Annotated in this window: 8 protein-coding genes; 7 read left to right on the top strand and 1 reads right to left on the bottom strand. The window is 48.0% G+C overall.

The window, feature by feature from the left end; all coding sequences use genetic code 11:
• Nucleotides 1-56 precede the first annotated feature (56 nt).
• From CIK98_RS16125 to CIK98_RS16105, 5 genes are read left to right on the top strand one after another with little or no spacing between them, the layout of a single operon-like run.
• The gene (locus CIK98_RS16125; protein WP_094386055.1) at nucleotides 57-3488 is read left to right on the top strand and encodes a TonB-dependent receptor; all 3432 of its coding nucleotides are present in this window, start codon (nucleotides 57-59) and stop codon (nucleotides 3486-3488) included.
• Nucleotides 3489-3498: 10 nt separating this feature from the next.
• Complete coding sequence (locus CIK98_RS16120) at nucleotides 3499-5466, top strand: RagB/SusD family nutrient uptake outer membrane protein (protein WP_172410000.1); 1968 nt, start codon at nucleotides 3499-3501, stop codon at nucleotides 5464-5466.
• 31 nt (nucleotides 5467-5497) lie between these two features.
• Entirely contained in the window at nucleotides 5498-6889 is a 1392-nt protein-coding gene (locus CIK98_RS16115; protein ID WP_094386053.1) for a DUF4959 domain-containing protein, read from the top strand.
• 16 nt (nucleotides 6890-6905) lie between these two features.
• A complete protein-coding gene (locus tag CIK98_RS16110; RefSeq protein WP_172409999.1) occupies nucleotides 6906-8420 on the top strand; it encodes a DUF4998 domain-containing protein in 1515 nt (504 codons plus the stop codon).
• 11 nt (nucleotides 8421-8431) lie between these two features.
• Nucleotides 8432-11701: a metallopeptidase TldD-related protein gene (locus CIK98_RS16105; RefSeq protein ID WP_094386049.1), complete on the top strand. Its 3270-nt coding sequence runs from the start codon at nucleotides 8432-8434 to the stop codon at nucleotides 11699-11701.
• A gap of 103 nt (nucleotides 11702-11804) precedes the next feature.
• On the opposite strand, the gene CIK98_RS16100 is transcribed toward CIK98_RS16105, so the two are convergent.
• Nucleotides 11805-12962: a glycosyl hydrolase gene (locus CIK98_RS16100; protein WP_094386047.1), complete on the bottom strand. Its 1158-nt coding sequence runs from the start codon at nucleotides 12960-12962 to the stop codon at nucleotides 11805-11807.
• A 294-nt stretch (nucleotides 12963-13256) separates the two neighbouring features.
• Between CIK98_RS16100 and CIK98_RS16095 the strand changes: the two genes are divergently transcribed.
• Both CIK98_RS16095 and CIK98_RS16085 read left to right on the top strand, forming a co-directional pair.
• Nucleotides 13257-14270, top strand: a complete 1014-nt coding sequence (locus CIK98_RS16095) for a hypothetical protein (protein WP_141210574.1) — start codon at nucleotides 13257-13259, stop codon at nucleotides 14268-14270.
• Between the two features lie 354 nt (nucleotides 14271-14624).
• Nucleotides 14625-17816 (top strand): TonB-dependent receptor, encoded by a 3192-nt coding sequence (locus CIK98_RS16085; protein WP_094386041.1) that lies wholly within the window; start codon nucleotides 14625-14627, stop codon nucleotides 17814-17816.
• Nucleotides 17817-17878 lie beyond the last annotated feature (62 nt).

The following is a 17878-nucleotide window of genomic DNA, read 5'->3' as shown; positions in this document are numbered from 1 at the left end:
TTCTTATACCTTTTCGGTATAATAGATGTAATTAACTTAATTTACAAGAAAAGCGTATGAGAAAAATTAAAGCATTTTTGCTGTTGACATTCCTCATGACCTTTGTCGCGCTACAACCATTGGCGGCGCAGACAAAGGAGATAGTGGTCAACACAAAAAACCAGACTCTGCCCAAGGCATTCAAGCTACTTGAAAAGGCAACACCCTACAGGGTGATGTACGAAACAAAAGAAGTGAGCGGATACAAGGCGGAGCGCGATGTCCGCGCCAAGGACATCAAAGAAGCCATGAACCAGCTTCTCTCAGGCACGCCGCTCACCTATAAGGTGGACGACAAGTTCATAACCGTAACAAAACGCAAGACCACACAAAAGGAAACGGCAAGCGGCACCGGCGAATACTACGAAGTAAAGGGACGCGTGGTTGACGAGGTGGGCGTGGAACTCCCCGGCGTAAGCGTTACCATTAAAGGAACGAAGGCTGGCGTGAGCACCGATGTCAACGGACGCTTCTCCATCAAGGCTCGCCGTGGCGACGTTCTGAATTTCTCGTTCATCGGCTATAAAACAGAAACCGCCTCAATAAAGAATCCTAACCGTGAACTGAAGATAAACCTCGAGCCAGACTCAAAGGTGCTGAAGGAAGTACAGGTGGTGGCATTCGGAAACCAGAAGAAGGAAAGTGTGGTTTCTGCCATCACTACAGTAAATGCCAAGGACCTGAAGGTGTCGAGTAGCGACCTCACTACGTCGTTTGCCGGTAAAATTCCTGGCATGATAGCATGGCAGACAGGCGGTATGCCCGGTGCCTTGAACGAAGAAGACATGAACACCAAGTTCTATATTCGTGGTATCACCTCATTCCAGACAGGAGCCAACACCGACCCTCTCATTCTTTTGGACGGAGTGGAGTCGTCGAAACTCGACCTCTCACGCCTCGCTCCCGAAGACATCGAGAGCTTCAACGTGCTGAAAGACGCGTCGGCTACAGCGATGTATGGTGCCCGTGGAGCCAACGGTGTGATTATGGTGACCACCAAAAAGGGTGAAGAAGGAAATGTATATACCACCACTCGCTATGAGTGTGTAATCAGTGAGCCGACAAAGGAAATCGACGTTGTTGACCCCATCAGCTATATGAAATACTACAACCAGGCCATCATTGGTCGCAGCAACAACGGAACTCCAAAATACACACAAGAGCGTATCGCCCGCACCAACAACCCCAACTATCCCTCTTGGGCATATCCCGCCAACGACTGGTATGACATTTTGTTCAAGCAGCGAAGCATCAACCATCGTGCCGGTATCTCCATCCGTGGTGGTTCGCCAAAAGTGCAATACTACGCTTCGTTCAACTACAACCGCGATGAGGGTATGCTGAAGAGCGACAAGCTAAACGACTTTGACTGTAATATCACCAACAACCAGTTCAACTTCCGCACTAACCTTAACATTCAGCTTAATGCAGGTATACAGTTGGTAGTAAATTCAGCCACTAACATCGACCGCTATCATGGTCCTGTGGTTGACCAGAAGTCGGCATATTACTATGCCTTCAACGCATCGCCTGTTGACTTTGCACCTGTCTATCCCGACGATGGCGTATATTCCTTCCCGCACATCCGTTTCGGAACCACTGCTGCCCAGGCTATCAATCCATATATGCTCAACCAGCAAGGCTACATCGAGCGCACACGCTACAGCACAACCAACCGTGCCGAGTTTATCCACAAGCTCGACCGTGCCGTAAAGGGACTGGAATATCGCCTTATAGCCTCTATCGTGCAGAGTGGCTATTATGACAACACGTTTACTACAAAACCTTATAAATATTATCTAAACAGCTATATCCCCGAAACAGGAGAATTTACACTGGGTGCTGATCCAAACAACAGGATGGCGTCAAAGACACTGGAAAAGGGAGCCGACAACCACACCACGGAGACGCGTACCACCTTTGAAGGCCGCATCTATCATACTGCCGCATGGGGTGGAGACGAGGATAATCTACACCAAACATCATTCACTGGTGTGGCACAGCTTTATGAGAGGACATTTACTCCTATAGAGTCGGTGCTCAACGGTCTGCCACAGCGCAACGTCACATTCTCAGGACGTTTCTCTTACGGACTTCTCGACCGCTACTTTGTCGAGGCAAGCTGCGGATACAATGGTTCGGAGCGATTCTCAAAAGAGCACCGCTGGGGTTTCTTCCCGGCTCTAGGAGGTGCTTGGGTAGCATCATCAGAGCCTTGGATGAAAGGTCTTGAAAAGGTGGTGCCCTATCTCAAGTTCCGCCTCTCGTGGGGAAAGGTGGGTAACGACGGCATCATCTCCACACCTCGTTATGTCTATTTGCAGGACATTGCCATTAAGGGTGTTGGAATGTGGAACAATGGTGTCAACTCAAATGAATTTTATGGTTTCGCCAGAAACAGAATAAACTTCTACGGCGACCCCGGCATACAGTGGGAAGTGGCAGAGCAAATGAACCTTGGTATCGAGGCAAAGCTCTTTGGCGGACTGTTTGAGTTCCAGGCAGACATCTATCGTGAGCTGCGTCACAACATTCTTTCAAGAAGATACGTCATTCCACAGAATGTGGGTATCGAAATTGCACCGTTAGACAATATTGGCGAAGTTGACTCACGAGGCATTGACCTCTCTGCAAAGCTTCAGCACATGTTCAACAACGACTTCTGGTTTATCCTCAACGGAACTCTTACATACAACAAGGCAAAGTACAAATATATTGAGGAAGCAACCAACAAGCCAGCATGGCAGCGTAAGACAGGTCATGAGATCAGTCAGGCAATGGGTTATATAGCCGAAGGTCTCTTCCGCGACCAAGCTGAGATTGACAACTCGCCTCGTCAGGACGGTGATGTGATGCCCGGTGACATCAAATATCGCGACGTGAATGCCGACGGCAAGATTGACGTCAACGACGCAGTGTTCATCGGATATCCCGAGACACCTCGACTCATCTACGGTATGAGCCTCTTCGTCAACTACAAGAACTTCGAATTCAACACCTCCTTCCAAGGCTCTGGCAAGCGTTCGTTCTTCATAAACGCACAAGCCATCTCGCCATTCTATGGCGACCATGCCATGCTTCAGGCCATTGCCGACAGCCACTGGAGCGAGGACAACCAGGCAGAACGTCCGTTCTGGCCACGACTCTCAACGAGCAACATCGTGCTGCACAACCCGCAGGAAGACTGGACAGCTAATGCCGAGACCCGCAAATCGACCTATTTCATGCGCGAGTGCTCGTTCCTGCGTTGCACATCAATATCACTTGCCTACAACATGTCTCGCAAGTTCATCCACAAATTGGGTCTTCAGAACGTGAAGTTCACGCTTTCCACCAACAACCCGTTCTGCTTCACCAACTTCAAGTTGTGGGATGTTGAGCTTGGCAGCGATGGTTTCAACTATCCTATCCAACGCACATATTCCGCAAGTATAAATGTAAACTTCTGATAATATGACAATGATGAAAGCAAACAAACATATAACGAACGTAATGATAGCCGTTGCCGCAGTGGCATTCAGTTCATGCAACGACTATCTCGACCTTGTGCCCAAGAACGACATCACCACCATCGAAACCACATTCGAGAAGCGTGAGGATGCCGAACAGTGGATGAAAACCTGCATGTCGATGCGCGACGACGACCTGTCGGGATTATACTACAACCCGGCATTTTGGGGGTCAGACGAGGTAGTTGCAGATGACTACACCCACATAGAAGGAATAGGTGCAGCAAAGGAAAGAATTCCTGGCATCATGATAGCCGAAGGCAAGCAGAAGACACAGAATCCCTACGGCAACATTTGGAGCGGAAACAAATTCTATGGAGGAATCCGTTATTGCAACATCTTCCTTGAGAACATCGACAAAACGTACAACATCGAGGAAGAGGAACGCTCGATGTGGAAGGCACAAGTCAAGGCGTGCAAGGCGCACATGTATTTCGAGCTTATCCGCCGCTACGGCCCGATAGTGCTTGTACCGGAAAACATTCCCGCCAATGCCGAAATCAGCGAGATGCAGATACCACGCTCGTCTATCGACGACTGTGTCAATGCCACGGTTGAGCTGCTCGACAGCGCCATTGCCGTGCTTCCGCCCCAAAGCGGTCTGAGTAGCGACCTGCTCTGTTTCTATAGCAAGGAAGGAGCGGCAACCCTGAAGGCTATGCTGCTGCTCTATGCCGCCTCGCCATTGTTCAATGGCAACGAGATGTTCGCCAAGTTCACCAACAAGAACGGTGAGCGCATGTTTCCCGAATACGACAAGGAAAAATGGCGCCGTGCGGCTGAAGCTGCCGACGAGGCTATAACCTTGGCAAAGTCTAACGGGCATGAGCTGATGAAGGGAAGTACCGACCGCCCCACAGCTTTCATGAACGTGATGCGCGACATTGAGAACTCATGCAGCGATTACAATTATGTCAACAAGGAAGCCCTTGTGCTTGTTCACAATCACTTAAATACTTTCGAAGCATTCTATCATCCCAAAGTAGAAAGCCAGTACAAGGCGTATTACGACTGGACGTGCGAGAGTGGCGTTTATCCAACGTTGAAGATTGTGGAGACATTCTATACAGAACATGGACTCCCTCTCACGGAAGACAAACAGTGGATGGCAAACATGTATCAGGCATCAAAGGAAACCAATGAGCGTTACAAGAATGTGGTCAACTTCGACAAGCCCATACTCAATCTTCATCGTCGTCGCGAGCCACGCTTCTATGCCAACATCATTGCCCATGGAACATGCTGGTATCATAAGATGTCAAGCTCGTCAACAAAGTATGAGGCTATTGACTGCAACATGCTAAAGGGCGAGATGTATGGCACCAACCAGTCGCGCTTCGTTTCTAATATCCCACAGTGTATCACGGGCTATTACGTCAAGAAGTTCGACCAAAGCGACGTGTCAAAATACAACTACCAGTATTATGTTGGTAGAGTAGGCGACAAGGCCGACATATTATGGCGACTGCCCGACTTGCTTCTTGCCAGTGCGGAAGCATGGAACGAATATCTCGACCAGCCCGACGAGCGCGTTTACGGACCACTCGATGAGGTGCGCCGCCGTGCAGGTATCCTGCCTGTAAGGGAGGCATGGGAAACATACGCCCGCAATCCGAAAAACGTCACTACAAAGGCGGGAATGCGTAGCATCATTCGTCAAGAACAGGACATCGAGTTCTGCTTCGAGGGTAAGCGTTTCTGGAACGTGCGCCGGTGGATGACCGCCCCTGAAGAGCTCAACCAGAGCATTATGGGATGGAACATTTTCGGCACAACCGACCAGAAGTTCTACAACGACTATCGCGGACCGAAGGTTGTTGACAACAGTCACTCGTTCACCGCGCCGCGCGACTACTTCTTCCCCATCAATGCCGAGGAGATTCTTATCTCGGGTATAAAGCAGAACATGGGATGGTAATTATAACTCTCCAAATAATAAAAAGAAAAATATGAAAAAGACAATATTTCTGTTATTGGCTGTCTTGTCGATCTTCTCATGTAGCGACGACAAAGAGCTGATACACGTCAACCTGGCTGACAACGCACTCGTCGTCAAGCCTGCGGCAGGTGGGGCAATGCTGTATTTTGCCCTGCCCAAAGACCCCGACATTACGGGTATTCACGTAAGATACAACGATTGTTATGGCAATCAGATATTGAGGACGGCAAGCACACAGACCGATTCGCTTACGCTTACAGGCTTCAACGAGGCTACAGAGAACGTGCCTGCCGAAGTGACTATACAGTTCCGTAACGGTTCGGAAAGTGCAGGTATTCCCATCACGTTCAGCACACTCGACTCCGACCCCGTCTATTTTATAAAATCGGTGAAGGTAGAGTCGGGTTGGGATGGATTCTCCATCAACTACGATGCCCCTGAGAACGTCAAGGGCTTGTTCCACATCTACTATCTCGGCACCAATGCCTATACACAGAAAGAAGACACGGTGCTGATGGAGACAAGAGGTATTGTTGCCGGTGGTGACACCATCATCTATCAGCCCAAGCAGGAGAAGGCTAAGCTCGACATCATCATCAAGGCGGAAGACTATCGTGGCAACATCGTAGGTCAACGCCAATGGCAGGTGGAGGCAATGCAGACAGGCAAGCACAATATCAAGAAAATCTATTATTCCAACTCGCTTGAGGACGACAACGAGAAAGTAGGTCTCGAATACCTTACTGATGGCGACACCAACGGATGGAGATGGTTTGAGTCGCAGGACGACCATAAGTTCTATACCTTCATCTCTAAGAAGAGTGGTGTAGGAGAAGGCTCCGCTCCTATGTATGTTGACATTGGCGAAGTCACACCGACAGCTTCTGTCAGATTGTATGCCTACTTATATACAGGTTCTGGTTGGGGCGTATGTGGAGAAGGGTCGCCATGTTTCGGAAGCACGTATTGCAACTTTGTCGAGACAAACTTTGTGGGACAGTTGCTAAACAGATGTTATTACAACAGATTGCCGTGCGACATAGATGTATATGCAAGCAATGAACCAGGCGACACCCAAGATTTTGACAATATGAAATGGGTGAAGTTGGGCAAATACAAGGAGTCGAACACTGTGGCGGAAGATAATCTGAGTGGCTGTTGGTTCTTTGGTTGTACCGACACAAGATGGTATGAAGGTGACGCTACAGCTGAGGACGTTAAGGCACTAGACCCCAAATACCTTGAGATAAAGTTTATGGCATCAGGACAGGGAGAAGGTTACAGATACCTGAAACTCGTCTTTAATGACACTTACAGACTTTCATCTGAATATGCCAACGGAACGAACACTTTGATGAAGGTGCTCACCTTCAATGAACTTGAGGTATATACAAAGAAATAAGCAAACACCAACGATTATGAAAAAACAAATAGTAGCAATAGCCACCATGGCACTGATGACTTCTTGTGGGGAAAGCCTGTTCGACACCTACAAGGACTATGCAGGCGACGGTGAGATAAGATATGTGGGTAAGGTGACCAACCTTACCACCACACCAGGATGGGAACACATCAAGGTTAACTGGACCAACAGTCAGGACCCTATCGTTGATAAGGTAGAGGTGAAATGGGTGGATGGCGACAAGCGCGACTCGGTGTTCCTGCCAGCAGGTACCACCGATTATGATATCCAGAATATTACATCCGGCTCTACACTCGAAATCAGCGTGATGTCGGTGGACAAGAATCTCAACGAGTCTATGGCGCAAACAACCTACGTAAGGGCGTACACTCCTGAGCACGAACTTGTGCAAGCATTCACACGTATCGTTGCCAAGAACTATTTCCTTAAGAATCACTTGTTGCTCACTTTCGTGGGATGGGGAGAGGAATTGGATAAGGCATACATCACCTACACTCAAAAGAGTACGGGAAAGGAAATGGAATTTGACCTGACACCAGAGATTGTAGGCACACTGCACCTCGACATTCCTGACGTTGACAGCACAAAACCCGTCAAGCTCTATCGCAACGGCTATCTGCAGGGATGTGAAGACCTTATTGTCAACGACCCGATAACGCTCAATACCGACATCGCTTTTGACTCTGAGTTCAAGGACGAACTGAAACGCCAGTTCGGCTACGACCAGATTGTTCCACAGGATTGGGCGGACAATGTTGAGACATTCGACCTCGACTGGGACATGAGCAATCTGCTCGACCTCTTTAAACTTCCGAAATTGAAAACGCTCAACCTCGGCAAGAACCGATATGTTCGTGCCGACCAGCGTGACGACGAAGAGAAGGGACAGAGCAAACTTGTGGATGTCGAGCTGTGTGATTGGGTACTGAAAACCATGCACGAACTTACTGGTCTGAAGGTTAACCGCTACGACAAGCATTACAAGGAACTTGCCGCAGCCGACTATATCCAAGAAATCAATCACGACGGCGAGCCAAAGTTGGATATGATCGACCTGAGCAATGCCACTGTCCACATGATGCCCGCTGACGACGAGGAACTTGTGGAAATGGGATGGAGCTCTCATCCTGAATTCCTCGTTGATGGCGACGAAACTACATTGTGGAATCCCTATATGTCGGAAAAGAGCGTTGAATATACCCTCGACATCGACATGAAGGCAACACACAAGGTGCACGGCATAAGACTGGTGCAGAGCTATTACGATGACTCAAAGGCCACATATCGTTCGCTCTCTCCCTCTATGGTCAAGGTGTATAAGTCTGTTAACGGCTCTTACTATCCTTTGGCAACCTTCTTGGAGGAGACGGCCCTTGGCTACAGCACAGGCGAGGTGAACTACATCAAGTTTGCCGAGGCCACTGACATTCAGTATGTGCGCATCGTGGTCAATACGCCCACGTTCTTCAAAAACTATCAGGTATCAATAGCGGAAATAGGAGTATATTAAAGATAATAATTATGAGAAACAGGTGTTTTATAACTTCATTACTATTATTAGTATTCTCGTCACTTAGCGCCAAGCAGCAAGACAAACTGCTTGGCATACTAAAAGACGAGCTGAAATATAACTTCGAGCAGTTGCAAAAACAGCCACAGAAGCCATACTTTATGAGTTATCGGGCTGAAGACGTGTATAGCCATGTCATTTCCAGCAGTTTTGGTACGGCACAGGCAAACCAAGAGAAACGCCAGCGTCTCGTCACGCCACAGATTCGCTTGGGCGACAAGACTCTCGACAACTTCAAGTACAACTCGCAGGGCATGCAGAGCCGCGACGGACGCTCGGCACAGACCGTTACCATTCCTTTCGACGACAATGCCACAGAAGGTATCACTACCAATATATGGAATGCGACACTCAGCCGCTACAAATATGCAGTGGCTGCTTATGAACAGGCACGCAGCAAGGCTGCCACAAGCACAGAGAACGAGGACAAGGCTCCTTGTTTCTCGGATGCCAAGGCTGAGGTTTACTACGAAGAGCCTTACGACCTTGACAAGATGAAAATCGACGGCAAGGCATGGCAGAAGCGTCTCGACGAGGTATCGGCGGTGTTCAAGGCCGACCCTACGCTCAAGACTGCCGACGTGAGCCTTAACTATCGGGTGCAGCGCACTTATTTTGTCAATACCGACGGCACTGAAATAGTGCAGAACCATCGTTCAGCCCGCATCATGCTTTCCGTCTCAGCCATTGCCGAAGACGGTATGCAACTCCCACTCAACGAAGATTTCTTCGCCTTCAATCCCGACAGCCTTCCCTCTCAGAATGTGATAGTAGCTGCAGCCAAAGACCTGCTTGAAAGAATACAGGCCCTGAAAAAAGCGCCTGTAGCTAATCCTTATACGGGTCCCGCCATTCTCTCCGGAGCTGCCAGCGGAGTGTTCTTCCACGAGATTTTCGGTCATCGTCTCGAAGGCCACCGCATGAAAAAAGGTGGAGAGACTTTCAAGGACATGATAGACAAAGAAGTACTGCCGAAGCCGTTCCAGGTGTATTGCGACCCTACGTTGAAGCAGTATGCCGGTATCGACATGAACGGACATTACATCTACGACAGCGAAGGAGTGAAAGCCCGCCGTGTGGATAACGTTGTAGATGGTGTACTGAAAGGATTCCTTATGAGCCGAGTACCACTCGATGGATTCCCTGAAAGCAATGGTCATGGACGCACCTCAGGGGGCAACGACCCTGTGAGCCGACAGTCTAACCTTGTCATCGAGACCACAAAGCCTTATTCTGATGCACAACTGCGCGACATGCTCATTGCCGAGGCTCGCAAGCAGGACAAAGAATATGGCTACTTTTTCAAGACCGTGACAAGCGGATTTACACTCACAGGCGACGGTGGTAGCATCAACTCGTTTAATGTTACTCCAGTGGAAGTGTATCGTGTATATACCGACGGACGTCCAGACGAACTGGTTCGTGGCGTAAGCATGATTGGTACTCCGCTTGCCATGTTCTCACATATCGTGGCTGGTGGCGACACACCAAGTGTGTTCACTGGCAGTTGCGGTGCCGAATCAGGATGGGTACCAGTAACGGCATCTTCTCCCGCCATATTCGTCTCGCAGATAGAGACACAGCGTGCCCAAAACCAGCAGGCATTGCCAAACATCCTTCCTGCGCCGGCATTCACACAAGACAAGCAGGCTGACGACAACGTCATATTCAGTGCCATGAAGGACGAGCTGAAGCGCACCACCGACAGTCTCACTGTTGCTGGACTCGAGACTCCATTCTACGCCTCATACATCGTAAACCGCTATCGCTCGTTTAATGTCACAGGCGAGTTGGGAGCTATCTCCGCAAGTTCAGAGACACCTTTCACATACAATGCTTCCGTACATCTTGCCATAGGTAACTTCAAGCGTTCGAGCGACTTCCCTGGCCAGCCGCTGATTGTGGGTACGCCTTCTGCCATAGAATGCGACTACTCGTCGCTGCGCCGCACGCTTTGGGAATCAAGCGATATGGCATACAAGAATGCCGTGAACATGATGGCACAGAAGCAAAATATGCTTGCGCAATATCCTCTGCCAGCAGCGTTGGAGAAAATTCCCGACTTGCAGCGTTCCGCTCCCACTTCATACTTGGAAAATGAGAAAAAATATAACGTGGATATGAAGAAAATGGAGGATATTGCCAAGCAACTATCTGCCGTGTTCAAGAACTACAAATACCTGTTCAACACCGTAGTTAAGATTAATGGCAACGAAATAACTTCTTTCCGCTCAACATCGGAAGACGTCAACCTGAAGTTGCCACACAACAGCGTGGTAATAAAAGTGAGCGCCACATTTGAAGATGACAACAGGGTTAAGACTGCCGACGATCTTACACTGCATTATGAGAATCCAGATGAGATTCCATCCATAGATGCACTCGTAGAACGCGTTCGCAAGTTTGCCGACGACTGTATGGAAATGCGCAACGCCCCTGTCATGGAGGAATATTACAAGGGTCCGGTTATGTACGAGGATGAGGCTGCAAAACAGGTAATTACCGCCACTTATCTCGCTCCAGACCAGTTCTATGGTCAGCAGAACTATACTGAGAATCCTAAGTCTCTCGGACAGAAACTCGGAAAGAAGATAATCGACGAGCGTATTAGCATCGTCAACTCCACAGACAAAACCGAATACAATGGTGAGAAACTCTACGGCCACTATCAGGTGGATGCCGATGGATTCAAGCCCGAGGCAGAACTTTCTATCGTAGAAAAAGGCGTGTTCAAGACGATGCTCAACCGCACTACTCCTGCTATGTATGCCGAGAAGAGCACAGCCAGCTCGCGCCTTGCCAACTCCCCCGCCCAGTCGATTCCTCTCTTAGGAGTAGGCACATTACATGTAAAGGCTGATGGCACAACCAAGGACGACAATATGCTGAAAACACTGCTCAAGGCGGCAAAGAAGCAGAAGCTCGACTATGCTTACGTTGTCACCACACCGAGTGGCTACACTTCGTTGCGTCTGTATCAAGTGGATGTGAAGACAGGTGAGCGAAAGCTTGTGAAGCACAACCGCATCACATTGCCTACTGAGAGTCAGATGAAGAAGTTTACTGCCATCTCCGACCGCCCGTTTGTGAGCAACAACGTGCAACCTTATACCTATTCTACCATCACCCCCGCAAGTATCATAGTAGGCGATGCTGAACTGACCAAGCCGGTGTTGAATAGTGGCAAGGCATCTGAACTTGTATATCCGCTTCAGAGATAATATATTTCTCTCTATTAATATTGGTTAGCCGCCCTATTGTGTGAACAATGGGGCGGCTTTTCTTTATACATGTAAGGGCTGACCCTTGATTTTTAATGCAAGATTAATTTACTTGCAGATACAAACCATTTATATCCTTGACAAAAAGGGTGCGCTTGTCATTGTAGAACTTGACGAAATCGCTTACGGTTTTCTGTCCGGGATAAGGCATGTAGAAATGGCCGGGCTTGTCGTGGGCGTTACGCCAAAGGAGGACGTAAGCTATGGGATACTTGTTGAGCACCGGCATAAGCACTTCAGTCCACCAGTTTTCCATACCCAGACTCTCCATACCTGTCTCACTCAGCGCAGGCACTACATTATGCTGCTTGGCAATCTCGCAGATGGTCTTAAGACCAAGATCGAGACCATTGCGATAATTGTTGATGGCTGTAGTGTCCTCGGGATTGTTGGTGCAATATGTATCGAAACCTATCACGTCCACCATCCCATCGCCAGGCCAGCGCTCGAGGTATTTATCGGCATCGCCAGCAAATTCAGTTCCAGGAGAATAAGCATATAGCACATTGTTGACTCCCTTCTCCTTCAGGCGGTCTTCTGTAAGCTTCCACAGGGCCTTATACTGGTCGGCGGTACAGAGATTCTGTCCCCACCAGAACCAGCTTCCTGTATGCTCATGCCACGGACGGAAAAGCACTGGCACTTTTACACCGTATGGAGTCTCAAGAGAGTTGAGGAAAGAGGCAAGAGTGTCAAGCCAACCGAGGAATTTCTCATGACACTCGCCGCCTTCGAGCACCGAGGCTACGGTCTGTTTCTCTTGGTCGGTGAGCGAGTCGGGCTTCACCCATGCCGAACCTCTGGTAAGAGGATTGTCGAGATGCCAGCTCAGTGTCACCATACCGCCACGGTCATATTGGCGTATTATCTCTTCGCGCATTCGGTTAAAGGGCACTCCGTCGAGGTTTACCGAATCGCCCAGTTCGAGATGTCCGAGGTCGAAGCCTATCAAGGCGGGATAGTCGTTGCACACGCTCTTCACATCAGAGCGGCAACTGTCGCCTACCCATCCCACTCCATATACGGGGTCATCTTGATGACCTATGAGATAGCCATTGGCGGATATCTTGCGCAGATTGGCAAGTAGATTCTCAGTGCGTTGAGTGCGTCCGCTCTCAGCTAATGGGTCGTCAACAGTCTTTGAGCTGTTGCACGAGACAATGGCTGCCGCCATCGCCAATGATAGAATAATTTTTTTCATACTTGATTTTGTTATATAATTATTAATAAGGTGGTGCAAAGATAAAACATAATTTTTAATTATCCAAGCAAATACCACAATAGTGTCAGCATTGGATAAAATAGTATTGGTTGAGTGGAAAAATTACACTATTAATTTTTCAAGAAAATATGTTAAAACATTCAGAATTAATACCATCCGCTTTAAAAGTATCAAAATAAAGCAAGATAGTATCAATGCATTTCAAAATTTATGCGTACCTTTGCAACCGAATAACATAACAAGAATTATACACTAATTAAAAATTTAAAGATTATGAAAAAATTATTTACTATTGTAGCAGCTGCGCTCTGCGCTTTGACAGTAAGTGCAAAGGAAACTATTCCTGGATTCACACCTGGTACATTAACATTCGGTGGTTGGTCATGGAATTCTATTTCTAACCTTGCTCAAGGCCAACCTACACAAGTTGGCACAGATAAGGCTGATGACTCTGAGGTGGTTTACTATGACGCATCTAATTATGACTATATCGTTATTGAATATAGTTCAGCCACATGTGCATCAATGCAAGCCATCGTACAGTATAACTGCGATGGAACATGGGGTCAGTGGGGTGCTAATTATAACTCAACGACAGTAAAGGTGAACCCAATCCCTACAGGTGGAGCTATCGGTATAGAACTTGATGCTGACCGTTCTGACAAACTGGCACAGATAGCTTTGCAGGATCCAGGTTCAGCAGGTGAAATGGTTATAACTGATGCATACTTTGCTACAGAAGAAGAATATAAGGCAGCATTGGAGGGCAACAAGCCGACATACGCAAATCTTTCCCTTAATGACCTTGGCTCTGGATGGGGTGATAGTACATATGATGCAGATACCAAGACTGTAACTATCGGAGACGACTGGTCAGGAAAGGGCTGGTGGCTTGGTGATGTAGATTATTCAGACTTTGATTATTTCTACTTAGAATTAGAAGCTACAGCTGCTAATGGAAAAATTGTTATTGAGTACAATGATGGTACAAGTAATGGTGACGAAGGCTTATTTGAGGCAGGAGCTACTAATGTAAAATGCCCTCTCTCTACCTCTAAGAATAGCGTTAAGCAGATTTACATCCAGGGACCTGCTGGCTCTAAGTATGTACTTAAGAATGCTATGGTTTGCACAAACGCCTACCTTGAGGAGTATATTGCCACTGGCATCAGCAACATGATTGCTGCTCCTAAGGCTCAGAACAACGTTCGCTACAACTTCGCTGGTCAGCGTGTTGGTAATGGTGCCAAGATGTATATCATGAACGGCAAGAAGTACATGAAATAATATACAATAAGGTATTATTAAATATCAAATAAATGGGTGGAATCGCATGATTCCACCCATTTTTAATTACCATTCCACAATACATTATGTTAAATAAAAAGAATATGTATAGTTTGATACAATATTGAAAAAGTATCATTTAAGTGGTAAATATACACTGTATTTTTAATAAAAAGTACAGCTTTTACGCAAAAAAAGCAAATAATATAATATATAGTATCAAAAATCAGCAAAATAATATCATTAAGTATGGATGTTTTTGCGTACCTTTGCACCATACTTATTACAATCATTATACCACTAAATAAATGTAAAGCAAATAACAATTTATTATTAATTCAAATAACATAAAGTATGAGAAAAATTGCATTGCTATTCTTAGCACTCATAACTAGCATGACACTCATGGCGCAGACAACGCTCAAGGGTAAGGTGCTCGACGCCACCCTCGGCGAACCGCTCATCGGTGCGACAATCATGGTGAAGGGCACTTCCGTGGGATGTGTAGCCGACTTCGACGGCAACTTCACCCTGAATGTGCCCAAGGGCAAGACCCATGTTGTGGTGTCAAGCGTTGGTTATCAAAGCCAGACCATCAATGTGTCTGGACGTAACAACATCACTGTCAAACTCAAGGAAGACTCCAAGATGATGGACGAGGTGGTTGTTGTGGGTTATGGACAGATGAAGAAGAGCGACCTCTCGGGTGCTCTCTCCCAACTCAAGGGTGAGGACATGATGAAAGGCGGTTCGATTGACATTGCACATGGTATGCAAGGTAAGATTGCAGGTGTCAACATCCAGCAAAGCGACGGTGCCCCAGGCGGAGGTATGAGTATCGTGGTGCGTGGTACCAACTCATTCTCTACCAGTTCGCAGCCTTTATTTATTGTTGACGGTGTGCCATTCGAGTCGGGCAGTACACCATCTAACGGTGCCACCACCAACGAGCAGCAGTCTAACCCGCTGAGCTTCATCAACCCCCACGACATTGAGTCGATTGAGGTACTGAAAGATGCCTCAGCCACAGCCATCTATGGTTCGCGTGGTGCCAACGGTGTCGTTCTTATCCAGACAAAGAAGGGTAAGGCCGGTAAGCCGAAGGTGGAATTCAACGCCACATGGGGATGGCAGAACATCTCAAAGAAGATTGACATGCTCGACCCAGTGACTTATGCCACCTATATCAACGAGCAGAATCTAAACGACCGCTACTACAATGGTTCGAAGTCAAACACTCTGCCTTATCCCGGAACATGGGGTTATCAGTACTATACCGACGGTCAACCCAACTACAACACTGGTAAATACACCGGTGCACCGGAGGACTACCGCAACGGAGGATGGTTCTATGACGAATACGGAAACGCCACACAGCTCGGTACTGCCGACTGGCAAGACGAAATCTTCCAGAATGCATTCCAGCAGGATTATAATATTAATGTGAGCGGCGGTGACGACCGTGGCTACTACAGCTTCTCGGGCAACTATGCCGACCAGGAAGGTATCATCAAGAACTCGGGCTATAAGCGTTATTCATTGCGTGCCAATATCTCTCGCAGGGTGACCGACTGGCTTGAGGTGGGAACCAACCAGAGTTTCACCTCTTCTACCACCGACTTCGCCAACACACTGAGCTTCAACACCGGTGTTGTGCGCTCGGCACTTCTCTTCCCGCCGACATACGGTCCTAATATGGACACCACTACTGCCGACGAGCTCAACTGGCTCGCTGCCAATCCCGGTGCATACGTGCGCAGTGCCATCGACCAATTGAACGGCTCGAATTATTTCAGCAGCTCATTCGTGCAGATAAAGTTCCTGAAGAATTTCACATTCCGTCAGAACCTCGGTCTTGGATACAACGTGCAGGACCGCAAGAGCTACTACGGACGTGAGACACAGGAAGGAAAGACTCCAATCAACGGTAAGGCCAGTGTGGGACACAACACATGGAAGAGCCTCACCGCTGAGTCAATCCTCACCTACGACAACACCTTTGCCAAGATACACCATGTGAATGTGATGGGTGCCTTCACACTCGAAAGCAGCAATTGGGCCAACGACCAGCAGGTGGCAACCAACTTCCCCGATGACCTCACAGGTGCCAACGACATGAGTCGCGCTCTCGACAAGGCTACACTCTCGGGCGACAAGGGACAGCAGCGTCTTGCCTCATTCCTCGGACGTGTCAACTATACTCTTGCCGACAAGTATATCCTTACAGCAAGTTTCCGTTCGGACGGTAGCTCGAAATTTACCGACGAGAACAAGTGGGCAACCTTCCTCTCAGGAGCACTCGCTTGGCGTGCATCAGAGGAACAGTTTATCAAGGACCTGAATATCTTCAGCAACCTGAAGTTCCGTGTAAGCTATGGTGAGACAGGTAACCAGGGTATTGGTTCATACCGCATCAACTCACAGCTCGACACTGCAAACTTCCCATTCGGAGGTTCACTCTCATCGGGTGCCGCCGATATAGCATGGCGCGGTCCTGTCGATCCGAACATCAAGTGGGAGACCACCAAGCAGTGGAATGCCGGTATCGACTTCGGATGGTTTAAGAACCGCCTTACCCTTACAGTGGATTTCTATTGGAAGAAGACCCGCGACCTGCTGCAGGAAGTGATTATCGCTCCATCAAACGGATTCTCAAACATGCTCACCAACACTGGTAATGTGACAAACAAGGGTCTTGAGATCACCATCGGTGCAACACCAATTGACAGCAATGACTGGAAGTGGAACCTCAACGGTAACATCGCATTCAACAAGAACTCCATCGGAGGTCTTGAGGGCGACCAGTTTGCTCGCACACTCTGGTATGGTGCCGACAATATCTTCATCCAGCGCAACGGTTGTCCTATCGGTGCAATCTACGGATATGTGGAGGACGGATTCTACAATAACATCCAAGAAGTTAGAGCCGACCCGCAATACACAACAGCCAAGGATGCTGTAGTACTGTCGAAGGTGGGAGAAATCAAGTATCGCGACCTTAACGGCGATGGTGCAATTACAGAGGCCGACCGCACCATCATTGGTGACACCAACCCAGATTTCACCTTTGGTCTCACCAACAATATCTCATGGAAGAACCTCTCTCTGAGTTTCCTGCTCCAAGGCTCTGTAGGCAACGATATCTTCAACGGTAACCTAATGGATGTCAGTGTTGCCAATATCGGTAATATCCCCACCGACGTATATAACAGCCGCTGGACAGCCGACAACTACGAGAATGCAGCATGGCCTAAGGCAACTGCAGGTTATAACCGTACATTCCTACTCAGCGACCGATATGTGGAGGATGGTTCATATCTCAAACTGAAGAATATCACCCTCAACTATCGCCTGCCTCGTCCTATTCCTGGAATAGAGCAAGTGCTGCTGAGCTTCACCGCCACCAACGTGTTCACTATCAGCAACTACAGCTGGTATGACCCCGAAGTTAACGCCTTTGGTAGCGACTCTTCTCGCCGCGGTGTGGATATCTATTCTTATCCTTCTTCGAGAACATTCACATTCGGATTGGGACTTACTTTTTAAATGAAGAGTGAAGAATGAAGAGTGAAGAATGAAGAGTGAAGAATGAAGAGTGAAGAATGAAG

The organism is Prevotella sp. P2-180, from assembly GCF_002251435.1.
Taxonomy (GTDB): domain Bacteria; phylum Bacteroidota; class Bacteroidia; order Bacteroidales; family Bacteroidaceae; genus Prevotella.
The sequence above is the reverse complement of the archived record's forward strand: the minus strand, read 5'-3'. Positions and strand labels throughout refer to the sequence as shown.